Origin of the sequence: Arachnia rubra (assembly GCF_019973735.1) — a bacterium.
Classification (GTDB): domain Bacteria; phylum Actinomycetota; class Actinomycetes; order Propionibacteriales; family Propionibacteriaceae; genus Arachnia; species Arachnia rubra.
In genome coordinates this window covers 344,071-368,604 of sequence record NZ_AP024463.1, presented here as the reverse complement: position 1 = coordinate 368,604, position 24,534 = coordinate 344,071, and the positions used below count along the sequence as shown (strand labels likewise).

Genomic DNA, 24,534 nt, shown 5'->3' with positions numbered 1-24,534 from the left:
TTGTGAAACTTCAGAGCATTGCAGGCACAATCTCCCGGCGCACGTGGTTCCTGATCCTGGGAGTCGTCATTGCCCTGGCGCTGGTGGTACATGGCATCTGGCCCCTGAGTAACCGGTCCACAAGTCATGACGATATCTCAGTTGACCTCGGTCATATCGCCGATGCCGGTGCCGCCCAGGACGCGGGCGTTATCGGATCCCCTGAGGCCGGAGCTCCTGGCGTGACCTGGCAGGTTCCAGAGCTCTGGATCCAGAACGACATCACTTCCACCTCGTCGGGCCCTGTGATATTTACGGGAAACAGAAAGAGAGATAACTATTCGGATATTCGGAAATTCTGGTTGGAGAACGCAGTCGTCAGTCTGGATCCGGACAATGGCTCGGTGCGCTGGTATCGTCTCATCAAGCCCGGAAGGGAATACAAAAGAACAGAATATGAAAGGGAGCTCACAAGAAGAGCCGACATCTCGACGAGTCCCGATGGACGGTATATGGCGCTACGCCTGGCCCCGGTATGGGAGGAAGAACCATCCGTTGGTTCTCCACCATGGGATAACTCCGACGCAACGATAGGTAAGAAGTCCCAGACCATCGTGGTACTTTCCGCCGAGAGCGGCGAGGTGGTGCGCACCATGCAGACTGACCACAATGTCCTGGCCCAGGCCCTCACGAATAATGCCCTCATCGTGGAGACCTCACCTTTCTCACACCTCGATGAAGGAACCATCTCCTCCTATTATCTCGATGGAGGAACCATCTCCTCTTATTCCCTGGATGCCCCAGAGGCACCGCCCAGCAGCTGGCCGGCCACCGGCTGGCTCGTCAGCTCCACCGCCGACAGCGTTGTCCTGTCACCACGCAACGACAACTCCTATTGCCAAGAGACCTGTGCCACGGTGACGCTGACCCTGGCTGACCCCGCGACCGGCCAATCCCGCAGCACCGTGGATCGCATCTATCGCGTAACCCCCTATGGGTGGGCTGAAAGATTCATAGACGCGGCCAGCACCACGATCAACCCCAAAGACGTCCAGCAGTGGCAGAAGACACCACGCGAGCTCGTGGACCTCGGATCAGATGCCCGGACAAACATCACCGGCCTGGCGGTTAAAAACCAGCTCACACCCACCGGCAGCATCCGGCTACTCAGAACACCGACGACCAAAGCCACGCCGACCGGCACCCCCGTCTCCTGGCTGCCGGGCACCCAAGATCCAGATCAGCCGCTGACACCCCGCACAGATCCCGTCGAGATCATCGAGATCACCTCCGGTTCTTGTTCCGGCAAGGACTGCGTCCAGCGCACCACCTTGACCCTGGGGACATCCTGACCTGTCCGGCATTCCCAAGGGTCCGCAACCTTTGCCCCCTCACCGAGAGGGAGACTTTGGAGGCCGTTACGTCCCGGCCTGACGTCGAGATCCACCACATCACCAGTGATGGCAGCCCGGCATTGATCCTGGTTCCCAGGGCCAGCGGCACCGGCAGATTCTGCGCAGGTCGCACACGACCGGGCAGAGCCGCGAGACATTTCTGGCTTCTGGCTAGGGGGTTTGTTTCACCCAGCCAAGGGGGTTAGCATTAGCAAACCAATTGAGTTCGCAGTAGCAAACTTCTGGCGGTGGGCTGCCCCCGCTCGGGTGAACAGGTTTGGAGGATCGTTGTGAGTGATGTAAATATCGTGACAGGCGACCTGGAGGCGCTGTCCTCGGATATTGGCGATGTGGCCAGTGATGTTGGAGGCGTCGATCTGGTGACGGCGATGGCCGATGCTCCATCGGCAATGCCGGGATCGGAGTCGGCTAATTCCTGGATTGGGCCCACGGCCAGCGAGGTTGATAATCGGCGGACCTCCGTGAAGGACAAATATCAGGACCTCAGCGATGACGTGCAGTCCGCTGCGAATTCGTATGGTCAGAATGAAGCTGACGTCGAGGCGTCACTGCGTTCCGCGGGGACGCCGCCTCCCCAGTCGGATGATTCTGGGACCACAAGCACAGGTACTTACGGGGATTGGCAGAGCAGAATGGAGGACAACTGATGGCTATCGGATGGGCTGATATCCAAGATTGGGATCCGGCGAATCTCAACACCACGAGCGAGAACCTATCCACCGCGCGCAGCACATTGATGACCGAGGCGCAGGAGGCCTCCGGCGCGAAGAGCCGGGTTCAGTCGACAGGGACTGCGGTGGATGCGATGCTGACCACGTTGGGCTCATTGAATAAAGATCTCGACACACTGGTTAATGATGTCTCCGAGCTAATGATGGCCACCTCAGAAGCCTCTAATGGCGTATGGGATGTACAAACCAAAGTACAGGAATGCACATCCTTCACAGAGCAATACCCCTATCTCACCATTAGCACCGACGGCACTGTAGATTATGACCGATTTGATTCGGGACGGACTGGGAATGAGAATACAGACAAGGCACTAAAGCAGTCGGATGATGCAGAGAATAGCACTAGGTCCACGAAATCCTCGGAACTGGATGGCATGGTCACAGGTGCCATTAATCGCGCCGTCGAGGTTGATGAGGCTTACCGCGACCGATTGAAGGCTGTCTACGACGGCACCTACCAGTGCGATGAGACGTCGGCGAGTGAGTCGCAGGGGCTGCCGGATCTGCCGCAAGAGGGTTGGTCGGCCACGGAGGTGAGTGCCTGGTGGAACTCTCTCACCGAGGATGAGAAGAATAAGATCATTGCTGAGCATCCAGAGGCTATCGGCAACCTGGATGGCATCTCCATGGACGCGCGCGGTAAGGCGAATGAGATACGTCTTCAAACAGAGAGGACCAAGGCGGCAAAAGAGCTCGCGGCCGCCGAAGCGGCACGCGATAAATGGGACATGAATAGTCTTGAATATGAAGCAGCACAGCAGAAGGTGGACAAAGCTCGGTTGAAGGTAGAGGATTTGGAGAAGATCAAGGAACTGATATATCCCAACGGGGATCCCCTGCTCAGTGATAATATTCCGAAATCTCCATACAATCTGCTCTACCTAGATGCATCCGGCGACGGAGATGTCCGGGCCGCCATCTCTGTTGGTGATGTCGATACAGCGGAGAACGTCACGACTTTGGTCCCCGGGATTGGCACAACAGCGCGAGCAGAGGAAGGCGGCTTATCTGACCTGTTGGGTCATGCGAAAGCAGCGCGTAACGCTGCAGGGGCCGACAATACGGCTGCTGTGGCGTGGCTTGGCTATGATGCGCCTCCCAAGGTTGGAGAGATTAGCGATGCTTACAAGGGTCACCAATGGGAGTATATGAACGCGAATAGAGCTGATGAGGCTGCCCCGGCGTTGAACAGCTTCCATGAGGGGATTCATAGCTGGCATCAGTCGCAGGGCACCGACCCAAATTTGACCACCGCCGGCCATTCCTACGGCTCCCTGGTTACGGGCACGGCATTGACATCATCAAAGACAGGCGTCGTTGATGCTGCGACCCTATACGGCTCACCAGGAGCCCATGGTGACAGTGTTCATGACTTCAACGTTCCTAAAGACCACATGTATGTATCCAGAAACACCGGGGATCTTGTTACCAGGATGTGGCTTGATTCGGAATTCGGGCCCGAACCCGACAAGATAGATGGTATGACTCACATCTCATCCGGCTCCGGCGGTCACTCCGCCTACTGGAACAACCCAGAATTCGTCGAGGACGTCGGTCAGATAGCAGCCGGCGAAGACCCATCCGTCGACCGATGATTGATCGGAGGCTGCGGCAAGGCAAGAGGAATTCCATGAATACGCGGAAGAACAAGCAAAGCAGAGTTCATTCCGAGGAGAAAACTAGGATAAATTAATGGGCCTACCTCCCGTGATGAAGCCTCCGGTTACCGCATAGATTGCGGCAACCGGAGGTTTGGAGGGATTCCGTAATACGGTGTTGCATTGCAACCAGCCCACTGATGTCTTGGCCGCTGAGAGCACCGGTCCGTGTCAAATTGCTGACAGGGCTGATCGGAGCTGGTGAGACTGGGCAGGTGCGGTCAGAGGAACGGATAGTCGGTGTAACCCTCGGGACCGCTGCCGTAGAACGTCTCCTGGACCGGGGCGTTCTCCGGTGCGCCGGTGCGCCAACGCTCCACCAGGTCCGGATTGGCCAGCGCCGGCCGGCCGACCGCCACCGCATCGGCCACGCCCTCAGAAATGTAGGCGGCGGCACTGTCCCGCGTGGTCATGGTCACGAACCCCTGGTTCACCACGAGGGGCGCACCGATGGCGCGTCGCAGGCCCTGGACCAGACCGGAGGCCGGGTCGGCGTGGAGGATGTCGACGAAGCCCAGCCCCAGTGGCTCAAGTTCCCTGGCCAGGTGGTGGTAGGTGGCGTCGACGTCGGAGACGTCGGTCTCCTCAATGCCCTGGATGTTGTGCTGCGGCGACAGGCGGATCGAGGTGCGCTCCCCGCCGATCTCAGCCACGACGGCCCGCGTCACCTCGATCGCCAGACGTGCCCGGGCCTCAGGGCTACCACCCCAGGCGTCGGTGCGCAGATTGGTGTTGGTTGAGAGGAACTGGTGGATGAGGTAGCCGTTGGCGCCGTGGATCTGGACGCCGTCCATCCCTGCGTCGATGGCGTGGCGTGACGCCCGCACCCAGGAGGCGATGATCTGCTCGATCTCCGGTTCGGTCAGGGGCTCGGCCTGGATGTAGTCGACGCGGCCGGCGGTGTTGTGGGTGTATCCGGGGGCGGTCGTCGCGCTGGCCGAGACCACCCGGCCGGTGCCGTTGATCGTCGGGTGGCTGAGCCTGCCCGCGTGCATGATCTGCATGACGATGGTGCCGCCCCGATCGTGTACGACGTCGGCTATCTTCCGCCAGCCAGCAATCTGCTCGGGGGTCTCTATGCCCGGCTGCCCAAGCCAGGTGCGCGCCGCCAGGTCGGGAAAGACCCCCTCCGTGACGATCAGACCCATCGAGGCACGCTGCGCGTAGTACTCAGCGACCAGGTCACCAGGGACACCTTCCACACCGGCGCGGAGCCGGGTCATGGGCGCCATGACGAGCCGGTTGCGCAGCTGGTACGGTCCGAAGTCGAAGGAGGAATAAAGTTCCATGTAAACATTCTTACTCTGGTTCGTTGAACAGTCAAGCAGGCCGCTTCGGGGCTTCAGAGAGTCCCGCAGCCAGACGGAAGCCCCCTCCTGAAGCACCATCCTCGGTCCTGCGCGGGAATTTCTGGGATTCCTCCCCGAAGAGGGGCTGTGTTATCTAGGATCAGTTCCATCCTCCTGTCCTGGGGGTTGTGGTGCACCAATGGAGGTGTGAGTGATGGTTCGCTCGGGTATGCGGATTGCTGCCGCTGTGGTGGCGGTGGTTGTGGTGTCAGGGTGTGGTGGTGATGGGTCTTCTGCTCCGAAGAGTCCTTCGCCGTGGGGGAAGACAACGATGGTGGCGCCGTCGACGACGTCCCCATCTCCTAGCCTGTCTCCGTCTTCTAGTGCGTCGCCGCAGCCGTCGGAGACGTTCAGCCCGGAGCAGCAGGAAGCCGCCGACCGGATCATCGAATATTTCCACCTCCTGGACGAGATCAGGACCAATCCTGAAACCTCGGTTCAGCCGTTGGCGGATATCACTACGGGGCAGACGCAGGATCTGGATCTGAAGGACATTGACGAGTACCGCAGCAAAGGCTGGGTGCAGAAGGGGGTTTTTACAACCCATATCAAGGGTGCTGCGGAGCCGGTGGATGTGGATGGGGCCCGGATGGTGCAGGTGCAGGTGTGCACCGATGGCAAGGACACGGACCTTGTCGACGCCAAAACCGGGGAGAGCACCGTAATGGAGTGCCCGGCGTTTCGTGGACAGTGGTGAAAAACCTGAGTTTATTCGAACATGTGAGGTAAAATCTGTACTATGCCGGCTTCGAAATTTAGTAAAGAGTTTAAAGAACAAATCATCGCGGAGGTTCTTGAGGGGTCTCGGCCGATAGCGGAAGTGGCGAAGTCCTACAATCTGGTTCCGCAAACTGTGGGTAACTGGGTGAGAATATGGCGGAAGCAGCATCCCGACCCAGGTATGGTAGAAGCCTCGTCGGATCAGGTGGCGGAGAACAAGCGCTTGCAGGCTGAGTTGCGTGAAGCGAAGATGGAGATCGAGTTTTTGAAAAAAGCGGCGGCCTTCTTCGCGCAGGAATCCCGGTAGCAGCGAAATATGTTTATATTCACCGCGAGGAAGGCAGCTATCCTGTGTATCTGATGTGCCGCTGGGCCAGAGTGTCTCGTTCCGGCTACTACAGATGGCGGAATCAGGGTTTATCCGAGACGCAGAAACGCCGGGAAGAACTCACTATTTTAATTACGCATTTCTTCCACGAGTCTGAGCAAACCTACGGGTATCGACGTATCCACGCAGCTCTGGTTGAACGGGGAATCCACGCGAGCCCAGAGCTGGTGCGTCAGCTCATGCACCGGGCTGGCTTGGTGGCCTGTCAGCCCCGGAAACGGGTCCGTACCACCATCCCGGCCCAGGATCTTCACCACCGCCCGGATCTGGTGAAAAGGAATTTTACCGCCAACAAACCAGGGCAGAAATGGGTAGGCGATATCACCTACATCCCCACCTGGGAAGGATTCACTTATCTAGCAACCGTCATGGATTGCTACTCGAAAAAGATCATCGGTTATGCGATCGCCGGGAATATGCGCACCCGGCTTGTTGCCGAGGCTTTACACATGGCAGTCAGAAATTGCCCAGTAACCCGAGGTGAAACCGTCTTCCATTCGGATCGTGGTTCGCAATACACCTCAGCTGATTACGCGGAAATCATGAACACATATGGTATCCGTGCCTCGGTAGGTAGAACTGGGTCGTGTTACGACAATGCCGCAGCGGAATCATTTAATGCCACCTGCAAGAAGGAGGTAGTGAACCGGAAGATCTACCCAACACGGAAACATGCTATAAAGGATGTGACAGCCTGGATCGAGTTACGTTACAATCAGAAACGACTTCACTCGGCGTTAGGGTACCGAACCCCCAACCACGTCCACCAAGAATGGAGCCAACACCAGAAAGCAGCCTAGAAATCCCATTTTTCAGTAGTGTCCACAAAACCCATAGCACTCCACAAACCCCACCAGGCCGCGCTATCTCTTGTGGGATATGCAGGTGGTCAAACCCGCCACGGTATGGCTGATTGGCGATGCCACCAATGAAATCGTCGGTGGGTGTTAACCATGAAGAAACAATTCACTCTCCTCATCGCATTCCTACTCATACTGGCCAACCTCTCCATGCAACAAGCCGCCGCCGAAGTTAGGTGCGGACAAAACGGACAATTCGGTTCCTGCCGAATCGAGGTGAAGACTCCGGGGAGTTCTGGTGGGTCGCGGCCGGGAGCTTCTGCTGCTCCTGGTAGTGGTTCGGGTGGGGAGCAGAAGTGTTATGGCCGGGATGGTAGTGAGATCAGTTGTGAGTCGAGTCGCGGGTTTACGTGGAATGCTGGGAAGAACTGCTACACGAATATCGCTAGCCCGCAGCCTCCCAAGTCGGATCCGATCTGGGCTGGTCATAGTGGTGGGGTGATTATGCGATGCTCCAACCTGCTGACAGGCTACAACTATTGGGCACCCGGAGCCGAAGAGGCTGCTGCGCCGAATCCCGCTGATCTGGCCAAAATCGCGGTGGAGCGCATGGGGTTGCAGCCGGTGGGGATGGGGATGTGGCCGGACCGGATTGAAGGCTTCCCCGGCCGCCACACTCTGGTGGGGTGGCGTAACTGGCTGTGGGTCACCGACCCCGCCCCCAACACGTGGGGACCAATCGTCAAGACCGCCTCCCAGGACGGCTACAGCGTCACCGCCACCGCCAGCGTCACCCGTCTGGACTGGGACATGGGCGACGGCCACCACAAAACCTGCGGCAAAGGAATACCACACCCAGCAAACAAAACCCGGGATGAGGCATCACCGTTCTGCGGCTACCAGTACCCCAAGCGCGGCCTGACTTGGCTCATTTAGTGTCGTTCCCGGGTGTTGTGGATGGCGTCGAGCCAGGCTTGGATGTTGTCGGGGATGGGGTCTTCAGCGGTGACGATGGCGTCGCCGGCTTGGATGTCGATGGTTCGGTAGCGGCGTAGTGTCTTGACCAGGGTCTTCAAGCTGACTTTGGTGGTGGCCTCCAACCAGCGAGCGACGGCGAGGGCGGCGAACACGATGGTGAGGTGGGCCTCGATCGAGTCTTTCAGGTGGTGGTAGATCGGGCGGGCTTTCAGATCGGATTTGCTCATCCGGAACGACTTCTCGATCTGCCACAACTGGTGGTAGGCGCCGATCACGTACTCCGGCCTCGGGTCAGCCAGGTTCGTGATGTATCCCTTCCAGCCAGCCAGCGCTTTGGCTTTGGCCTCCAAGTCCCGGTTCACCGATTTCTGTGCGCCGGTGAGAGTGATGAACCGGTTCCGTTTCACCGGGATCTTCCCCGCGACCACGCGTTCGGCCTTGCTGACCTGCTCGCTGATACCGCGCAACGTCCGGCGTGCTCGGTCGGCCCGGTACTGGTAGTAGATCGTCTCTGTCACTGCTGCCCCGGCCGGGCCCCTCGACCAGGGTTGAGTCAGGGTCAGCCCGTCAGGGGGCTGCTGACCGGAATGGGTCTTCAGCCACTCCCGCACGATGTAGGGGACCTCGGGAATCTTCTGACCCACGATGAACCGCAACCCCGCCCCGGACAACGCCCGCAGGTTCCCGTCAGACAACATGCCCGCATCAGCCACCACCGTCACCTCCGGCAGGGCGTGAGCGGCCTGGAACGCCTGGAGCGACGGGATGATCGTGGTCGTCTCCGCACGGTTACCCTCGAACGCCTCCACCATCAACGGGAACCCCCGCGCGTCGGTCAACAACCCGATGGTGATCTGGGGTTCCAAGCGGCGTTCCTTGCTGTATCCGGGTTCCCGGAACCCGTCCCCAACATCAGTCTCAAAGTAGAGCGTGCTCACGTCGTACAACACCAAGGTGGCAGGCCCCAACCCCACATGCGCTGCGCACGCGGACGCTATCTGCTGCCGCCACGCCGGCTCGGCATACACGGCGAGCCGACGCTTCACCGTCGCGTAGCCGCAAGGCCGAACCCCGATCTCTTCGAGCACCCGCAAGGTCTCCAACTTGCTGGCCGGCTCGATCAACCGGCCCAGCACCAACTGCTTGAAAACCTCGTCACCACCACTGGCGGTATCGAACCCGAGCCGTTCAAACCCGACCGACAAGGCATTCCACAAGTGCTCCGCCCGCGACCGCCGGATCGGTAGCGCCCGCCGTCGTGGCTGCCCGTCCCCGAAATCGAGTTCGTCCTGACCAGCGGCGATCATGCGTTGCCGCGCCACCGCTTTCAACACCTCAACATCCTCCGGTGTGTGTGCCGACCCGATGTGATCCATCGACCGCGATCCACGAGACGACGACCACACCACCTGAACCGCCGTCGCCCCCGACGCGGTCTTCACCGTCCTCACATACGGACTCACCCCAACAGGCTAAAACACCCCCGATTAGTGCACACCACACCAACCAAAACCCCTAGCCAACACCCCCTCCAACCCCAAAAACACCAAACATGAGCCAAGTCAGGCTACAGCGTCACCGCCACCGCCAGCGTCACCCGTCTGGACTGGGACATGGGCGACGGCCACCACAAAACCTGCGGCAAAGGAATACCACACCCAGCAAACAAAACCCGGGATGAGGCATCACCGTTCTGCGGCTACCAGTACCCCAAGCGCGGCACATACACAGTCACCGCCACCAGCTACTGGACTGTTGTCTGGTCCGGGATGGGACAAACCGGCACCATCAAGCTTGAGTTGTCGTCCCAACTAGAAGTGAATGTGATCGAAGCCCACGTCGTCACCATCCCCGACCGTAATAGCCGCCCCACCACCACACCCACCCGACGACGGTGAACACCGACCGCCGGGATAGGCTGGGAAGAATATTCAGGAAATTTGATGCTCTTTCCTCAGCTCGCCGAGACCATCTCGCAACGCCACCGCACTATCCGAAACAACTCCAGGACTACGCCTCGGCAAGAAATGCTGCATGAGCTATTCTTGCGAGACAATCCCCCAGTCACCACGAGCACCTGAGAACCGTTGTTCACAAGAACCTATCACCACGATGGCGGCGACATTGTGAAGGCATCCCTGTCCCTTCCAACACGGGTTTCAGAATCAGGGGATTCCCAGGGCCTCGGCAAAGTCTTTCATTCTTCGTGTTGGCTAGGGGATTTGTCGGGGTTGGGTGATGAGTTGGAGTGGTCGCAGAGGGTCTCTAGAGTGGTGTCTGAGGGCTGCGGCGATGCTGACAGCTCCGGCCAGGCGATGGAGGCTGATCGCGGTGTTGCGTAGCGTGGCCATCACGGCGGGGCCGTGCCCGGTGTGGAGCTGGTGACGGTCCTCGTCGAAGGTCACATCCCTGACCCAGTGCAGCCGGTTCTCGATACCCCAATGACTCTGGATGAGGTCAGCGAGGTCAGCGGGGCTGGTCTGGCGGGCATCGAGGGAGGTGATCAGGTAAACCACCTCCACGGTCTTGCGGCCGTCGATGGTGCGAGTACGGCGCAACTGTGCGACCTGACGGGCACCCGGCCAGTCGATCCAGTCAGGGACCTGACAGACCTTGATCGTGCGCCTCACGCGCCGGCCATGACCGGTGGTCGTGCTGTGGTGGGCGGGGATGTTCTTCCAGGGCAAGGCCTTGAACGCGGTCCGTAGGCGGGGCTGGTTGCCTTTCACCGTCAGCACGTAGTCATGACCCTGCCCGGTAAGGGTGCAGGCAGTGGAGCGCTGGGTGTGCAACGCATCAGCGGTGACAACGATCTTGCTGCGTGGCAGGGATTCCAGCAGAACCGGCAGGGCGGCGATCTCGCCGGTCTTCGCGGGGAGCTGGTGTTGTGCGGCCACGATCCCGCCGCGGGTGACAGCGGCCAGCAGATGCGGCGCGGCCATGTCACGAGTTTTCGCTCCACGCAAGGTTTTACCGTCGACCGCCACCACCATGCGACCCTTCCATCGGGTGGCGTCACGGGCCAGCAGCCACGCCCCGACCATCGCGGACAGTTCGTCGGCGTCGAGGGCTTGGAGGATTCGGCGGATCGTGGATTCCGACGGTACTCGACGCCCCGGGCGCAGCAGCCCCGACGTGGCCAGGAGATCGCGGCCAACATCAGCGGCCCACTCGGCGATCGCGACCAGGCTGCTCGCACCGGCACACACCGCCGCTGTAGCGATGGCAAGAACCCCGGCCAGGTCGTGGCGGCGACCACGACGTCCCCGAGGGTCAGCGATGGTGGCGAACACACCCAGCAGCCACTGGCCGCAGACAGGCATGGTGAGGGATGATGAGCACACGCGTGGGGCCTCGTGATTTCTCGGTGATGACAAGGTGTGTAGGAACCCTCATCATCCCAGAATCCACAGGCCCCACGCCCCCATCACACCTAGCCACACCCCAGACACCACGACTTTGCCGAGGCCCTGAGGGGATTCCGAATGGAGAGTCCTGCTGAAAATAACCGGCCTGAATTCCGACTACACGCATTCCGTCTTCGGCGTTGACGCGATTCAGGCACTCGAACTGGCAATCACAATCCTCCGGACGATTGAGGAGAAGGAAGGCCTTCAATTCCCTGGCGAATAGACATTACCAACCATCCGGCGGAGGCTTGCAAGATATGGCCAGGCGGTCTGGATGGATTCCTGGCGGGCACCAGCCCCGACCTGCCCCAGCTGCTCGGCCGGCCCATCACCGATCCGCTGGCCGTGGCCGCTGACACGGCCGCGGCCCTGCGTCCGGACGGCCGCTGACCAGCACGCGACGAACCCACCTCCCGGTTTGCTGGCCTTGTTCACGTTTGCCTGTGCTGTGAGGCCAGCAAACAGCAATAAGGCCAGCAAACCTGGAAAGGCGACGGGGAACGGTCGAACAGCCCACGGCCCCACCGCGTGCTACTGGGAGAAGTAGGCGGCGATGTGCTGTTTCTCCGTCACGACGGTCGACGGGTCGATCAAGGCTGCTGCCTGGTCGGTTAGGAGCTTTGCGCGGGCATCGAGGATGCTCTGCGCCTCGCCGGAGGCGTAGAGCGCCTGCTTGAGCCGGTCGCGTTCAGCAGCAACTTTGGATTCGCCGTCGAGGAGCGCGTTGAAGCGCTTGATCAGGGGATTCGTCCTGTCCTCGTCGGCGTCGTCTTGGGACTGCGACCCTGTTCCCTTTACCTGCTGGCCCAGAACGAATTCTTCGCCTCCACTTTCCGGCGGTTCCGGGCCGAATCCGGCCTGGAGCCCGAAGGCGCAGTTGTGATCCCAGGCCACGACGGTCATCTGCCTGGCCTGCTCCGCCCACCACAGGAAGGTGTTGTTGCCTCCCCCGGTGAGGGAGACGTCGTCCAGGTTGTCGATGACGTCCTCGAAAGCCAGATAGGTGACCAGCTTCCCGACCTCGACCCGTTGTGCCAGCTCCGATTGGAAGGCAGCATCGCTGGACTCGTTGATGAACCACAGGAACTCGATGAGCGGGGAGAGATCCGCCTTCCCGGTCTCCTGCTCGAAAAAAGACTTATAGGCCGCTGGATCGGTGCCGCGATAGGCGTAGTCGCCTCCCGCCTTGGCCTTGTAGAGCAGTCCCGCGACGTCGAAGTTCTGCCTCACCCAGGTCTCGTCCGGGTTCTGGCAGGTCAGCCGCAGGGCAGGTTCGGAGCCGTTCACCCTGAGGCTGATGTAGGCGGCCTTCTCGCTGGGCAGTCCCGTCCGGGCCAGCAGCTCCAGGGCGACCGCCTCGTTCAGGGCCGAATACGAGGTGCTGCTGCGGATCACCATGCTGCTCATGCCGTTGTGACTGGCCCCGTCGACGTACTTGTCGAACCGCACCAGCCAGGAGATTTTCTGCGGCTTGGTGTTGAGGGTGATTCCCCTCAAGGAGACATTGCCCTTGAGCCTGACTCCGACCCTCTCGTACGTGATCCCGTCGACGATCACCGTCGCCTCGACCCATTTCTTGGACTCGTCATCGATATACGCCTCGATCATCTGCCGGTAGACGCCCGGGTCGACGGTGATCTCAACCGAGTGGAGCGTCTCGGGGGCGAGATAACCCCCGGCGGCCGGTCCTCCTCCGGGGATGGCCAAGGCCGTCGCCTGGAACGGCCCATAGCCAGTCAGGGCGGCGGCTCCCAGCGCCCCCACCCCCACCGCGAGTGCACCGCGGCGCGAAAGCTGCCTCATGATTTCGATTCCTCCCGATCCTCTGAAGTTCCGTGAAACCCATCGGGGTCGCATCCCGGAGGACGCGGTATGCGGCGGACCGGACACCGGGCTCAGGACCAACCCTTAAATGCATGAAACGCCGCAAAAACAGCAGACACCGACGACATTTCGTCAGTAGTTCTGGTTTTCACGGCGTTTCATGCATGTGCGATCAGGGGCGCGTCCCTGGCGGAACGTCTACCCTATCCGCTCTTTGGCCGTCCCCGGCCGCTGACTGGAGAAAGTCGTCAGCAAGCCGAGGCGACGACCTCATGGGCTACTCAGCCCCTGGTGTAGTGGGCGACGTGGTCGATCTCGATGTCCGCGACGTCGGGAGTGAGGCTGTTGGGCACACCGCCATCAACAGTCTCGGTGTTGTTCTGCCATCCGTTGGGGTCCATCGCACCAGTCTGGAAGCCGACCCACATCTTCTTGTCAGTGATGTTCGGCTGCTTGATCTCACCCCATGGCTGACCGTCAAACGTGAACGTGATCTGGTCGTTGTCAACGATCACACCGTAGTTGTGCCAACCACTCATGTCCTGGTTGTCGAAGAAACGGTGCTCCTGCTTGTCGTCGGAATCCCAGTGATAGACACCCATCACCTCGGGACCGTTGACCCGGCCTTCAGCGAAGTCGACCTCCGGGGGCCAGCTGCCGTCCTCCGGCCACAGCAGGAAAGCGTAGCCGATTCCCTTGGCGTTCGGGAACTTCGCACGAACCTCCCAGCGGCCGCCCGACGCCGAGAAGATGTTCCTCGACCCAGCACCGCCAGCGCTCCACTGGCCATTCTCGTACTTGGTGCGAATGGTGAGCTTGCCGTCCTGGATGAACGAGTTCTCCTGGGACATCACGCCCATCGCGCCATGTCCGACGTCGGGGTTGCCCCAGCCGTAGCGTTCCCACTCGGTCGACTCGATCGACGCATCGAAGCCGTCGAAGTAGTCGATGTTCCAGCCGTCAATCTGCGCCTCGGACTGACCGTGCTGAGACGTGTCGTTGGAGACCGTTTGATTCTGGAAGGTCTTCAGCGGCGTCTCAGGGGCGTCGGGAGACGACTGCTGATCCGGTGATGACTGCTCGCTGGGGGAATTACCCGAAGACGACTGCTCGTTGACTGCCAGCTCTGCTGATGCGCCGGTCTCCGCGGACGGCTCCCCGCCAGTCGTCGCGGGTGAACTCGGTGCATCGGTGCTGGAAGCCCCCGTAGAACTAATGCTCGAGGCCGTGGTGACCTGCCTCGACTTCGAAGGCACGGCCCCCCCGGCCCCTGGTTCTGCTTCGATGGCCCGAGGCTGCGTCAGCAGGCCTCCTGCGACCATTGCTGAGGCGATCCCCAGCGTCACGAAAGGTAAGATCAATCGCTTCTTCATAATTTCCCTCCCATCTGGATTGTACAGAAGGCACCTTAACTCTCGATCAGCTCAGACCCAACCCTGCGAGTGTCGCGGACATGCTGAAATCCCCCTCAAAGCCCGCCATCAAGCCGCGACACGCTAGGCTGCGAAACAATGGCCGGGGGCTGACAAGGTAACCCGCGGAATCGTCGGAAGTCTGAAGAAGCGTTTGATGAAGCCACACATTTCGGTCTGCATCCCCGTGTATCAGGGGGCGTCAACTCTGTCATCGACTCTGCGATCGGTGCTGGCCAGCGAAGATGCCGACTTCGAGGTTGTGGTCAGAGACAACGGCTCGACGGACGGCACCGGCGAGGTCGTCGCGCAGTTCGACGACCCCCGCATCCGCTACGTCCGCTCCGACGAGACCGTCCCGCTGCCGCAGAACTGGCAGGCCGCCGTCGAGCAGGCCCGGGGCGAACTGATCAAAGTGGTCTGCGCAGACGACCTCATCCACCCCAGCTGCCTCGCCTCACAGGCTGCGGCCCTGGAGAGCCCGTCGGTCAGTCTCGTCGCGTGCCGCCGCAACCTCATCGACGGCGACGGCCAGGTCCTGACCCGCGGTGCCGGCCTGCCGCATCTCCTGGGGACCCGCACCGCCCCCGAGGTCGCGAGGGTCACGGTGCGCTACGGCATCAACCCGGTCGGCGAGTCCGCGTGCGTGATGTTCCGGCGCCGGGATTTCGACGCGATCGGCGGCTTCGACGGGTCGGTTGTGTTCGCGATGGACATCGACGCCTGGCTGCGGCTCATCGACCGCGGCACCATGGTCGGCCAGCCCGAGTCGTACGCCTCGTTCCGCATCTGGCAGGACTCGCTGTCGAGCAGCCACACCCGCGAGCAGCTCGACGAGCATCTGCGGTTCCTGAAAAACGTCGCCGCTGAGCCGCGCTACGAGGTCCCAGCCGCCCTGCGCCGCTGCCTGCCCGCTGTGGCGCATCTCTCCTGGCGCGCCTGGGCGGTGCGGCAGTGGTTCTGGAGGAGGCGGCATTAGGTAGCCGGGCGGTCGATGGTGGCTGCCTGGAAAACCCCGATGAGGGGGCGGGGGTTGGGCTCAAAGCTAGGGGAAACGGGCACACTCAGCGCTGAGGCGTGGTTCCACAGCCGTGGATCAATCTGGGTGAAGTCGAACTGGAATCTGCTCTGCTCAGCGACGTGCTGCATGAACACCTTGGAGGAACGGCCATTGCCTTCCCGGAATGGATGTGCAGCATTCAGATAGGCAAAAACAAGTGCCGATGAGGCACTAAAACTTTCGTAATCCAAATGTTCCCACTGGATTTCCTGGATGATGAGGCTTATTCATAGGGGTGTTTTGGCTTTCCCCAGCTAACACTTTACCCGAGGGGGATGTGAGGGCGGCTTGCCCGATCTGAGATAATTCAAAATGCAGAAAGAAAACCCTCAGATGAAAGACAAGCCGCCGCCGTGAATACTACCACAAGCCTTGACCGTGACCAGATCCTCAACCTGTGCGAACTGATCCACACATCCCGTTCCGGAAACCTTCCCCCGGCAGGGTCCCGTGTCCTGGGCTTGTTCCGCTGTATCCAGGTCACTGTGTTGATATTGCGGCACAATCTCACCCAGGAGTTGCTGGCCGACATCCACACAGTCTCCCAAGCCACCATCTCACGAGTGGTGGCGGTCTACACTCCCCTGATCGCCGAAGCCCTCCAGAACTGGGTGCCCAGTGTGGGGGACCTCGACCCGGACCGTCAGTACATCATCGACGGTACTCTGGTGTCCTGCTGGTCGTGGCACGACCGTCCCGAGCTGTACTCAGGCAAGCACCACACGACGGGGGTGAACCTGCAAGTGGCCTGCACCCTGGCCGGACAGCTCGCCTGGATCTCCCCGCCCCTGCCGGGTAGTGTGCATGATGCAAAGGCCATCAAGGAATCCGGCTTCCTCGCAGCCCTCGACAGTCAAAGTCATATTGGAGACAAAGGCTACATCGGATTGGGGATGATCACCCCCGCGAAGAAACCCGCCCATGGTGAACTCACCGACAGCGACAAAAGAAACAACACGACCATCAACCGCGTCCGCTACCTCATCGAACGTGTCATCGCGAACGTCAAAACCTGGCGTGTTCTACACACCGATTACCGCCGCCCCTACAACACCTTCGAAACCACAATACAAGCCGTCACAGGACTCATCTTCGCCTACAGTCTATGAATAAGCCTCGATGTAGTGGACATCCTCCAAACGATCCTGGATCCCCGTATCCCAGTGCGCGAACACGCCGGTTCCCTTCGCCATGTCAACGGTGCGGAACTCGCCTGCCCATTCATAGACGTCCTGGAAGAGATAACGGTGAATGGCCCGGACATGTGCGACATCGTAGGTACGCCCAAGGAGATTCGGGGCAGTATGAAGCTCCGCTTGACGACTGAATACCAAAGCGTATTCCTGACGGCGTAGTTCCGTCGCATCACGAATGCCCAGTTTGTTCCGTAACGTCCCATACCCACGGGCAGAATCATAGGTTTCCGGGTAGAAGTAATCCTCCCAGGACTCAAACCGAGTCACGCGACGTTAGTAGTTTGAGCTGTCTCGCGGACACGACGTATATACTCAGCCTGATCGATCCGGCCCGAGACTTTATCGACTAAGTTCTTCACATCCCTCTGATTGGGCTCCCAGCCTTCGTGCCAACCGGCGGCGAGAGCCTGGAGTACGGCATCATGCTGCCCCTGATCCAGATCTGTGAACAGCTCAGGCCAACGCTGTACAACGTCAAGAGTCTTGCTCATAAGACTTCCCTCCCTGCAGTGAGTCATACGGATACTGGATACACCGATGCCAGAGGCTTTGACAGCTGTCTGCCTCCCTCGCTGGCTGATCGACTCCACCCTACCGCCGATGTGCGGAAAACGGCTGGCGCGGCGCTGGCTCCCTAGCCGGCCTGGAGTTTGCGCAGGCCGAGGAAGAACGGGACCAGGCAGCAGCAGGCGAACGCGAAACGCCCGATGTTCCAGGCGAGGTCCTGCGGCGCAGCCACCGAGACCACACAGCCCGCCACCGCGACGACGATCAGCACGACGACCCGCCATGCCGGGCGGACCGGGGCGTGCCGGCGGCTCACCGCGATCCGCAGCACCACCGCCTGGGCGAGCAGCGCCAGGAACGTCGCCAGGGCGGCGCCGTCGAGGCCGAGGGGAATGATCAGCGCGAACGTCGCGACGATCTTGACCGCCACCGCGGTCGCGGACGCCCACGCTATGGGCACCGACCAGCGGATCGTCACGAGCATCTGGCTGCTGGCGGCCGCCGCGGCGACGGGGAACGCCGCCAGCCCGATGAGGGCAACGACCGAGACGAGATGCTCCTGCTCGTACGCTGAGGGCGCGAAGACCCGCAGCAGCGACGGCGCGGCGACGGTAATCCCCAGCACCGCCCACGCCACCAGCGAGAACACCCCGTCACGCGACGCGGCGATCACCCGCCAGCGCGCGACGTCGTCAGCGATGCTCTTCAGGCGTGGCAGCCAGGCGCGGTTGGTGAACGTCAGCATCAACGTGACCACGTTGCCGACGGTGAACGCCACCTGGTAGCGCGCCACCTGCTCCTGCCCCAGCATGCGCTGGATGATGAACCGGTCACCAGCGGTCAGCAGGAAGGACGACAGCCCTGTCAGCGCGAGCGGCAGTCCGAGGCGCAGCCCACGGAGCAGCGTCTCCCGGTCCCACAGGCCCGCCAGCCGCGGCCGGGTCCACGCCAGGCCCAGCGTCAGCGCCGTCACCTGCCCGACGACCCCGCCCAGCGCGTAGACCTCCGGGGTCCGCTCCCACGCGAACAGCAGCCCGATGCCAACGACCTGGCTGCCGACCGTCGAGATCAGCGAGACGGTGGCGAACCGCGCGAACCGATCCTCAGCCTGCAGCAGCGACAGCACCAGCAGCACCCCGGCGCCGGGCGCCGTCCACCCCAGCGTGATGAGCACCAGTGTGAAACTGGAGAACCCCAGGGCAGGCGCCCAGAACGGCGCCAGCAGCGCGATGCACCCGACGATGACCGCATCGATCGCCAGGCCTGCGGCAAGCAGTCCCCGGGCGCGCGTGCGGTCGCTGTCCTCGACCCGCTGCATCTCCAGGGCCTGGTCCAGGCCCAGCACGGTGACGACGATCAAGAGCTGGTACAGCGCGATGGCCGCCGAGAGCGAACCGAACCCCGCCACCGGCAGCGTGTATGCCAGCACCGGCGAGACCACCACCGCGGCGATCATCTGCATCGACCAGATGACGACATACAGCATCCCCCGGCCGAATAGGTCGGAGGCCTGCCCGCGAGAGGCCGCCTCCCCGTCCTGGGTCATGGCAGAGGCCACAGCTCCTCCTCGATACGGTCCAGCGCTGGCCAGGAGTCCTCGGTGAACTTGCGCGCGAACAGCGCCGGCGCCGTCGCACGGGTCCGGGCATCGCGCAGCGCCAGGAGATCCTCGACCCCCAGGATCCGCGGATGCGGGCTGGGTTGCTTGCCCCAGTCGATGTACCAGGCATGCTCGCCGCGCACGTGGCTGGCCTCCCAGTCCATCCCGAACGCCGGCGAGACGAGCAGGCTCGGCAGCATCACCTCGTCGGGAATCCACACGTCGTGGAAGTACTCGATCAGGTCGGGGCGGGCCTCGACGAGCTCCAGCAGCCGCTCAGCGTGGCGGCGCGCGAGGATCTTCAGCTGCGACCCGCCCGCGGGTCGCACCCCACGCGGCCAGGGCCGCGGCACGAGGGACCACACCCGTTTGCGGTTGCGCACCCTGTTGCGGAAGATGAACCGGTCGTAGCCGCCCATCGGGCCCCAGAACGTGATCGGCAGCCGCCACACGTCAGCCCAGGAGACGCCGCGCAGGCCAGCGAGCCGGCTGGCGAGCCGGTCCGCGCTCACTAGGGGATAGTCGGCGCCGGTCATCATGATGACATGCTCGGCGTCGGTGTGCTCCAAGGCCTCGCGGTACCCGGCGAGCTCGGCCTCCACCAGCTGGAACGTCGCCCAGTCGGACGCGAAACGCGGCACCGGGCGCACCCGCGGCGGCAGATCCCTGGTCAGCTCGGCATACTGCGCATCGGGCACCCGGGCATCGATGTGCAGGAAGACCGGGAGCCCGTCGAGCGCGTCCACCAGCCGTCTCAGCAGCTTTGGTTTGTCGTGGGCGAGGAGGACCACCGCGACGCTCATGAGCTGCCGCCTTCTGGCAGCTGGTAGACGGCCGCGCCATCGCCCTGGTAGACGACGGTGACCCCCGGCCAGTTCCGCAGCGCCTCCTCAAGGCGGGTCTGGTCGGAGACCAGCTGCTGACCGTAGCGCTGGTCGAATGCCTTCATCGACGCGGTCGCCAGCACGTACCGCACATCACCCGGCCTGGCCATCCAGTAGCGCATGAGCAGCTGCAGATCGGCCTGGGGGTCGTACTCGTCGCCAACCTTCGAGGGGTAGACCTCCTCGATGCCGGGTTCGTTGAGCAGCAGCAGCTCACGGGAGATGTAGAACACGTCCTTGCCCGACAGCGGCAGCGGGTCGGCCAGCTCGGTGCCGAGCGTGTACACCTGGGATTCGTCGGTGATGTGGCTCTCTATCCAGCGGATGGCCTTGACGTTCTCTTCCCGCATCACACGCGTGTAGTCCATGCCGGTCGTACCGATGACGAACACCAGCGTCAGCGCAACCACCCCCGCGTTGCGCACCGGATGCCACGGCACCGTCCAGAACCGGCGGCCCGTCTTGGGCAGGTTGATCGACCCGATGATCGCGAGCCACGGCAGGCAGAACAGCGTCACCCGGAAAGCGCCCTCCGCTCCATAGGAGGAAGCGGCGAACAGACCCACCGGGCTCGCCGCAGCCAGCGCCAGGCCGAGGGTCATCTTGTTGCGGAACCGGACCAGCGCCACGATCGCAGCGACGCCGATGCAGAACAGGGCGAACGCGGGCACCCGGAACGTCACCATGTTGATCAGGTCCGGCGAGAGGGCGCTGGAGGTCTGCCTCGTGGGGGTCCGGAAGTTTTTGAGGATGTTGAACAGCTCGTCGGCGGACACGTACGACTTCAGCACACCCCGGTTGAGCAGCGCCCAGATCACCGCGGGGGTGATCAGGACCGCTGGGGCCCACCACAGCTTCATCAGCCGCACCACGACCAGCGCTATGCACACCAGGGTCGCGAGGAACGGGCTGATCTGGTGGGTGAAGGCGACGGTCACCGACAGCATCGCCGCCGCCGCTATCCGCGACCACCTCAGGCCCGCGCTGTTGCGCAGCAGCGCCATGGTGGCGACGGTCACGAACGCCAGGCCCACCACCTGGGGGGCGTAGAAGCTCGTGGTGAGGCTGGATCCGAGCGCGAACACCAGAGCCGCCCACCAGGCGCGCTCGTCGTCGACGAAATACCGCGCCAGGGCCGCGACGGCCAGGCAGTTGACCCCGGCGCCGACAGCCCCGAACACCGCGGCGTAGAGCATCATGTCGGACCACCCGGCGGCCTGCTGCACCAGCGCGCTGGACGTGAACAGACCCGAGTACGCCTGGTAGATGCCCTCGTTGCGGTCCAGGCCGTTGTTGGTGATCAGCTGCTGCACGATGCCGATGTGCCGGGCCGCGACCTGCACCGTCGGCATGCCGTACATCATGGCCTGGCTCATCGGGACGACGGTGGCCAGCAGCACGATGCTCCAGCCGAGTCCCCTCGTGCTGGAGAACGCCCAGCACACGGCGAAGACGATCGCGCCGAGGCCGATGAACCAGAACGGTCCCGCGGCCCAGGCGGCGCCGTAGTAGCTGGGGGGCTGGGCGCGCACGGCGGCGGTGATCACCGCCAGCAGGAAACCCGCGGTGGCGAGCCCGACCGGCCCGGCGCTCGCCCGGAACGCCTGGCGCAGCCACGTCGCATGCGTCCCCGACGGGTGTGTGCGCGCCGCCCAGACCGCCCCCGCCACCGACAGCACGAGGATGGAGGCCGCTATCGCACGCGGATGCCAGAGGTTGTTGATCGCGAATGGGAACGAGCAGAGGATCAGCACCCCGAGGCTGCCGACGAACCACGCCAGGATGAGGTCCATGCCGCGCAGCCGGGTGACAAGCCCGATGACGAGCCCAGGCACGGTGTGCAGCGCGATGGCCACCAGCAGCCCCATGGCGCCGCCCTGGGCGCCGGCGATCACACCGGTGGCGGCGAAGGCCCCGAAGGTGGCCAGGAAGACCGCGAGCCAGAACCGGTTGACCCGGGACTCGGCCTCGGTGGCCTGTTCGTCTACCGCCACCGGCCGCATCTCGGGTTCTGGCGCATCTGAGGCGCGCGCCGGTTCGACGCGTTGATGCTGAGAGGCCTCGACACTCATCTGACCTCCCTGGATCTGGTGTGCTCGCGTACGTGTTCGAAGACTGTGTTCCCCCCTGCCTCCTTGGATAGTAGCGAGCCCTGGCCCTCACCCCCTGGTTTTCCGGCTCGTTTCGGACCTGTCAGGGTGATCTGCCGCGGTGCCGCGTAGGGACGCATCGACGGGGCGACGGGCCTTCCGGTGAGCACGCTCTCCGGGCCGTCGGCGAGGGCGCGCGCATAGTCGTCCAGGCTCAGGGCGATGGCCTCGATGGTGTGGTCGATGTCGGCCTCGGAGTGTGCCGCGCAGGTGACCCAGGACTGGGCGAGCACCCCGTGCCGCAGGAGTCCCTGCATCAGCACCGTCCGCATGGCCTGCGAGCGGTTGCCGTCGGCGTCGAGCGTGGTGAACACGAGGCATCGCGGGTCGCCGGCGGGGAAAAGGTGGCGGCTGAGCCCGGCGGCGGATGTGACCTCGGTCATGCCCGCTGCGAGGCGCTCCCCCGCAGAGCGGATCGCGGCGATCGGGTCGGATGCGGCGTACTCGTCCATCACCGCCCCGAGCGCGGCGAGGCCGACGGACTCCGGCCCGTAGGTCGTCGACACGAGGAAGGGACGGTCCCGGCCGGTGGCCAGGCCGCCCAGGTCCATCAGGTCGGCGCGCCCAGTGAGCGCGGAGATCGCATAGCCGTTGCCGATGCCCTTGGCCCAGCAGCTGAGGTCCGGGCTGACTCCGGTGAGGGCCTGGATGCCGCCGGTGTGCCAGCGGTAGCCGGTGACGATCTCGTCGTAGACGAGCACCGTGCCGGTGCGGTCGCACAGCTCCCGCAGCCCGGTGAGGAAGGGCAGGTCGGGTTCGGTGGTGGCGTCGGCGGCCTGCAGCATGACGGCGGCCACGTCGCCCTGCTCGACGATGGCGCGCACCGCACCGAGGTCGCCGTAGGGAAACAGGCTGCCCGCCTCGACCTCCGCGGGGAGGGTACCGGCGTTCATGGCGGTGTGGCCGATCCACCAGTCGTCCACAGAGAAGAACGACTGGTCGGCGACGGCAATGCGCCAGCGGCCGGTGGCGGCCCGGGCGAGTTTGACGGCGGCGGTCGTGACGTCAGAGCCGTTCTTGGCGAACTTCACCCGCTCCGCACCCGGCACGTTCGCCAGGAACCGTTCGGCGGTCTTGGCCTCCAGCAGGGTGGGGCGCGAGAAGCTGATGCCATCGCGCTGCGCTCGGCGGACCGCCTCGTCGACCCGTGGATGCCGGTGGCCGAGGGTGACAGCGCGCAGCCCGATGCCGTACTCGACGTAGGAGTGGTTGTCGACGTCCCACACCTGCGCCCCGCGGCCCCGCACGATCACCACCGGCGCGGACTCCGGGTACTGGTCCGGGCCGCGCGCGTAGGTGTGGGCCCCGCCGGGGACGACCTCGTGGAGCCGCGCCTGGGCGGCGACCGAGCCGGGCCAGGCGTCGATGCGGCGGCTCGGACGGGCGATCCCGCCGGGACCCGCCGCGACGAGCCGTCCCCTCAGCTGCGGATAGGCGGCCAGGACCTCGTCCTGCAGGTCGGCCAGCAGCAGCAGGACCTCCTCCGGGCCTGCCTCGATGAGCTCTTCCGGGCTGACGACCGGCACCCGGCTGCCCGGCATGCAGCGGCCCTGCTTGTTGGGCGACGCGTCGCCGACCGCGAGGATCGCGCCGGCCACCTCCCCCACCATCGCCAGCTCCGCGACGGCCTTGGACGCCGCACCGTACGCGAACAGGCGGGTGCCGGTGGCCTGGCGGTCGGCCAGGTAGTCACGCAGCTGGCCCAACGACTCCGTCACCGCGTCGGCGAGGCCGGCGAGACCCCCCGGGGTGGCGAGACCCTTCCGGGCCTCGTCGTCGTACGCGGCCCGGAGGCCGGCGTCGGGCTGCCCGCCGCGGGCCGCGAGCACGACGGCGACCCCGCCGTAGAGGTCGTATCGCAGGGCGGTGACCGGGGCGAGACCTGCGAGCTCCAGCGCACCACGCAGCGACGTGAGGGAGAAGTAGGCGTGGTGGCCGTGGCGCAGCGCGGTCCACTGACGCTGCTCGACGACGTCGCCGAGCGGCTGGATGAGGAACACGGCCAGCCCGCCGTCGGCGAGCGCCGCAGCGCGGCGCTCCAGGGCGGCCCGGAGGTCGCGGTCGTGCATGAGGCCGAGGCTGTCGACCAGCAGGTCCGCGGGCCCGCTGACCGGCTCCAGGTCGAGGAAGGGCAACCAGCTGCCGCCGTGCGGGGAGCCGAACTCGACGACCGTCCGCCGCCCGTCGAGGTGGCCTAGCCGGGCCAGGTCGGCGACCGCCTGGCGGGCCTGGTCGGTGACCGCCTGCGGCTCGGGCACCACGACCTCGGGTTCGGTGGTGTCGTCGGCGTCGAGCTGCGCCAGCCCGCAGGCGCGGCACAGCCGCATCGCCAGGGCGTGAGCGGCATCAGGCAGCGGGTCGCCGGGAAGCGGCCAGTGACGCGCCGACGGCTGCATCCCAAGGTCAAATACGACCGTATTGTCGCTGGATCCGCACAGCAGGCACTCAGCCATGCCACACCTCCGGCATGATG

General features: G+C 63.3%; 22 protein-coding genes and 1 pseudogene. 10 read left to right on the top strand and 13 right to left on the bottom strand.

Going from position 1 to position 24,534, the window contains the following annotated elements; all coding sequences use genetic code 11:
- Window positions 1–2: 2 nt before the first annotated feature.
- From SK1NUM_RS01575 to SK1NUM_RS01565, 3 genes are all read left to right on the top strand, one after another.
- Window positions 3–1,331 (top strand): hypothetical protein, encoded by a 1,329-nt coding sequence (locus tag SK1NUM_RS01575; protein ID WP_212324444.1) that lies wholly within the window; start codon window positions 3–5, stop codon window positions 1,329–1,331.
- A 332-nt stretch (window positions 1,332–1,663) separates the two neighbouring features.
- Entirely contained in the window at window positions 1,664–2,041 is a 378-nt protein-coding gene (locus SK1NUM_RS01570) for a hypothetical protein (RefSeq protein ID WP_212324442.1), read from the top strand.
- Window positions 2,041–3,720, top strand: coding sequence for an alpha/beta hydrolase (locus SK1NUM_RS01565; RefSeq protein ID WP_212324440.1), 1,680 nt, complete (start codon window positions 2,041–2,043; stop codon window positions 3,718–3,720). The genes SK1NUM_RS01570 and SK1NUM_RS01565 overlap by 1 nt, the downstream gene beginning before the upstream one ends.
- A gap of 284 nt (window positions 3,721–4,004) precedes the next feature.
- Here the strand turns inward: SK1NUM_RS01565 and SK1NUM_RS01560 are convergent, their stop codons facing one another.
- A complete protein-coding gene (locus tag SK1NUM_RS01560) occupies window positions 4,005–5,072 on the bottom strand; it encodes an alkene reductase (RefSeq protein ID WP_212324438.1) in 1,068 nt (355 codons plus the stop codon).
- A 331-nt stretch (window positions 5,073–5,403) separates the two neighbouring features.
- Between SK1NUM_RS01560 and SK1NUM_RS01555 the strand changes: the two genes are divergently transcribed.
- From SK1NUM_RS01555 to SK1NUM_RS01540, 4 genes are all read left to right on the top strand, one after another.
- Window positions 5,404–5,829, top strand: a complete 426-nt coding sequence (locus SK1NUM_RS01555; protein ID WP_212324436.1) for a hypothetical protein — start codon at window positions 5,404–5,406, stop codon at window positions 5,827–5,829.
- A 42-nt stretch (window positions 5,830–5,871) separates the two neighbouring features.
- Window positions 5,872–6,159 carry a transposase gene (locus SK1NUM_RS01550; protein WP_212320937.1) on the top strand — a complete coding sequence of 96 codons (288 nt, stop codon included), beginning with the start codon at window positions 5,872–5,874 and terminating at the stop codon, window positions 6,157–6,159.
- Window positions 6,150–7,040, top strand: coding sequence for an IS3 family transposase (locus SK1NUM_RS01545; protein ID WP_212327380.1), 891 nt, complete (start codon window positions 6,150–6,152; stop codon window positions 7,038–7,040). The genes SK1NUM_RS01550 and SK1NUM_RS01545 overlap by 10 nt, the downstream gene beginning before the upstream one ends.
- Window positions 7,041–7,538: 498 nt before the next feature.
- Window positions 7,539–7,976, top strand: coding sequence for a hypothetical protein (locus SK1NUM_RS01540; protein WP_212324434.1), 438 nt, complete (start codon window positions 7,539–7,541; stop codon window positions 7,974–7,976).
- Here the strand turns inward: SK1NUM_RS01540 and SK1NUM_RS01535 are convergent.
- A complete protein-coding gene (locus SK1NUM_RS01535) occupies window positions 7,973–9,469 on the bottom strand; it encodes an IS1634 family transposase (protein WP_422388885.1) in 1,497 nt (498 codons plus the stop codon). The two genes, SK1NUM_RS01540 and SK1NUM_RS01535, sit on opposite strands and share 4 nt — an antisense overlap.
- Before the next feature lie 162 nt (window positions 9,470–9,631).
- Between SK1NUM_RS01535 and SK1NUM_RS01530 the strand changes: the two genes are divergently transcribed.
- A complete protein-coding gene (locus SK1NUM_RS01530; protein ID WP_212324432.1) occupies window positions 9,632–9,916 on the top strand; it encodes a hypothetical protein in 285 nt (94 codons plus the stop codon).
- A 315-nt stretch (window positions 9,917–10,231) separates the two neighbouring features.
- Here the strand turns inward: SK1NUM_RS01530 and SK1NUM_RS01525 are convergent, their stop codons facing one another.
- From SK1NUM_RS01525 to SK1NUM_RS01515, 3 genes are all read right to left on the bottom strand, one after another.
- On the bottom strand, window positions 10,232–11,341 hold the full coding sequence (locus tag SK1NUM_RS01525; RefSeq protein WP_223927724.1) for an ISAs1 family transposase: 1,110 nt from the start codon (window positions 11,339–11,341) through the stop codon (window positions 10,232–10,234).
- A gap of 618 nt (window positions 11,342–11,959) precedes the next feature.
- Window positions 11,960–13,231, bottom strand: coding sequence for a CotH kinase family protein (locus SK1NUM_RS01520; protein WP_212324431.1), 1,272 nt, complete (start codon window positions 13,229–13,231; stop codon window positions 11,960–11,962).
- 302 nt (window positions 13,232–13,533) lie between these two features.
- Entirely contained in the window at window positions 13,534–14,625 is a 1,092-nt protein-coding gene (locus SK1NUM_RS01515) for a glycoside hydrolase family 16 protein (RefSeq protein WP_223927721.1), read from the bottom strand.
- Window positions 14,626–14,821: 196 nt separating this feature from the next.
- Between SK1NUM_RS01515 and SK1NUM_RS01510 the strand changes: the two genes are divergently transcribed.
- On the top strand, window positions 14,822–15,643 hold the full coding sequence (locus SK1NUM_RS01510) for a glycosyltransferase (RefSeq protein WP_212324429.1): 822 nt from the start codon (window positions 14,822–14,824) through the stop codon (window positions 15,641–15,643).
- Here the strand turns inward: SK1NUM_RS01510 and SK1NUM_RS15135 are convergent.
- Complete coding sequence (locus SK1NUM_RS15135) at window positions 15,640–15,813, bottom strand: hypothetical protein (protein WP_244980180.1); 174 nt, start codon at window positions 15,811–15,813, stop codon at window positions 15,640–15,642. The genes SK1NUM_RS01510 and SK1NUM_RS15135 overlap by 4 nt on opposite strands.
- A 3-nt stretch (window positions 15,814–15,816) precedes the next feature.
- Window positions 15,817–15,915, bottom strand: a pseudogene (locus SK1NUM_RS15380) (Fic family protein); the annotation flags it as partial.
- A gap of 162 nt (window positions 15,916–16,077) precedes the next feature.
- Between SK1NUM_RS15380 and SK1NUM_RS01500 the strand changes: the two are divergent.
- Window positions 16,078–16,833 carry a transposase family protein gene (locus SK1NUM_RS01500; protein WP_212321357.1) on the top strand — a complete coding sequence of 252 codons (756 nt, stop codon included), beginning with the start codon at window positions 16,078–16,080 and terminating at the stop codon, window positions 16,831–16,833.
- On the opposite strand, the gene SK1NUM_RS01495 is transcribed toward SK1NUM_RS01500, so the two are convergent.
- The 6 genes from SK1NUM_RS01495 to SK1NUM_RS01470 form a co-directional block, all read right to left on the bottom strand.
- Window positions 16,828–17,187, bottom strand: coding sequence for a Fic/DOC family protein (locus SK1NUM_RS01495; protein ID WP_223927719.1), 360 nt, complete (start codon window positions 17,185–17,187; stop codon window positions 16,828–16,830). The genes SK1NUM_RS01500 and SK1NUM_RS01495 overlap by 6 nt on opposite strands.
- Window positions 17,184–17,411, bottom strand: coding sequence for an antitoxin VbhA family protein (locus SK1NUM_RS15375; RefSeq protein WP_212324420.1), 228 nt, complete (start codon window positions 17,409–17,411; stop codon window positions 17,184–17,186). Before SK1NUM_RS15375 ends, SK1NUM_RS01495 begins: the two co-directional genes overlap by 4 nt.
- 143 nt (window positions 17,412–17,554) lie before the next feature.
- Entirely contained in the window at window positions 17,555–18,985 is a 1,431-nt protein-coding gene (locus SK1NUM_RS01485) for a lipopolysaccharide biosynthesis protein (protein ID WP_223927717.1), read from the bottom strand.
- A complete protein-coding gene (locus SK1NUM_RS01480) occupies window positions 18,970–19,830 on the bottom strand; it encodes a beta-1,6-N-acetylglucosaminyltransferase (protein WP_212324419.1) in 861 nt (286 codons plus the stop codon). Before SK1NUM_RS01480 ends, SK1NUM_RS01485 begins: the two co-directional genes overlap by 16 nt.
- The gene (locus SK1NUM_RS01475) at window positions 19,827–21,983 is read right to left on the bottom strand and encodes a hypothetical protein (RefSeq protein ID WP_212324417.1); all 2,157 of its coding nucleotides are present in this window, start codon (window positions 21,981–21,983) and stop codon (window positions 19,827–19,829) included. Before SK1NUM_RS01475 ends, SK1NUM_RS01480 begins: the two co-directional genes overlap by 4 nt.
- Entirely contained in the window at window positions 21,980–24,514 is a 2,535-nt protein-coding gene (locus SK1NUM_RS01470; protein WP_212324415.1) for a glutamate-1-semialdehyde 2,1-aminomutase, read from the bottom strand. The genes SK1NUM_RS01475 and SK1NUM_RS01470 overlap by 4 nt, the downstream gene beginning before the upstream one ends.
- Window positions 24,515–24,534 lie beyond the last annotated feature (20 nt).

Bases quoted from the DNA above. Each gene is read 5' to 3' on its own strand.
- SK1NUM_RS01565 (WP_212324440.1), top strand. From the start codon at position 2,041: ATGGCTATCGGATGGGCTGATATCCAAGATTGGGATCCGGCGAATCTC.
- SK1NUM_RS01560 (WP_212324438.1), bottom strand. From the start codon at position 5,072: ATGGAACTTTATTCCTCCTTCGACTTCGGACCGTACCAGCTGCGCAAC.
- SK1NUM_RS01555 (WP_212324436.1), top strand. From the start codon at position 5,404: ATGGTGGCGCCGTCGACGACGTCCCCATCTCCTAGCCTGTCTCCGTCT.
- SK1NUM_RS01550 (WP_212320937.1), top strand. From the start codon at position 5,872: ATGCCGGCTTCGAAATTTAGTAAAGAGTTTAAAGAACAAATCATCGCG.
- SK1NUM_RS01530 (WP_212324432.1), top strand. From the start codon at position 9,632: ATGGGCGACGGCCACCACAAAACCTGCGGCAAAGGAATACCACACCCA.
- SK1NUM_RS01525 (WP_223927724.1), bottom strand. From the start codon at position 11,341: ATGCCTGTCTGCGGCCAGTGGCTGCTGGGTGTGTTCGCCACCATCGCT.
- SK1NUM_RS01520 (WP_212324431.1), bottom strand. From the start codon at position 13,231: ATGAGGCAGCTTTCGCGCCGCGGTGCACTCGCGGTGGGGGTGGGGGCG.
- SK1NUM_RS01515 (WP_223927721.1), bottom strand. From the start codon at position 14,625: ATGAAGAAGCGATTGATCTTACCTTTCGTGACGCTGGGGATCGCCTCA.
- SK1NUM_RS01510 (WP_212324429.1), top strand. From the start codon at position 14,822: ATGAAGCCACACATTTCGGTCTGCATCCCCGTGTATCAGGGGGCGTCA.
- SK1NUM_RS15135 (WP_244980180.1), bottom strand. From the start codon at position 15,813: ATGCAGCACGTCGCTGAGCAGAGCAGATTCCAGTTCGACTTCACCCAG.
- SK1NUM_RS15375 (WP_212324420.1), bottom strand. From the start codon at position 17,411: ATGAGCAAGACTCTTGACGTTGTACAGCGTTGGCCTGAGCTGTTCACA.
- SK1NUM_RS01480 (WP_212324419.1), bottom strand. From the start codon at position 19,830: ATGAGCGTCGCGGTGGTCCTCCTCGCCCACGACAAACCAAAGCTGCTG.
- SK1NUM_RS01475 (WP_212324417.1), bottom strand. From the start codon at position 21,983: ATGAGTGTCGAGGCCTCTCAGCATCAACGCGTCGAACCGGCGCGCGCC.
- SK1NUM_RS01470 (WP_212324415.1), bottom strand. From the start codon at position 24,514: ATGGCTGAGTGCCTGCTGTGCGGATCCAGCGACAATACGGTCGTATTT.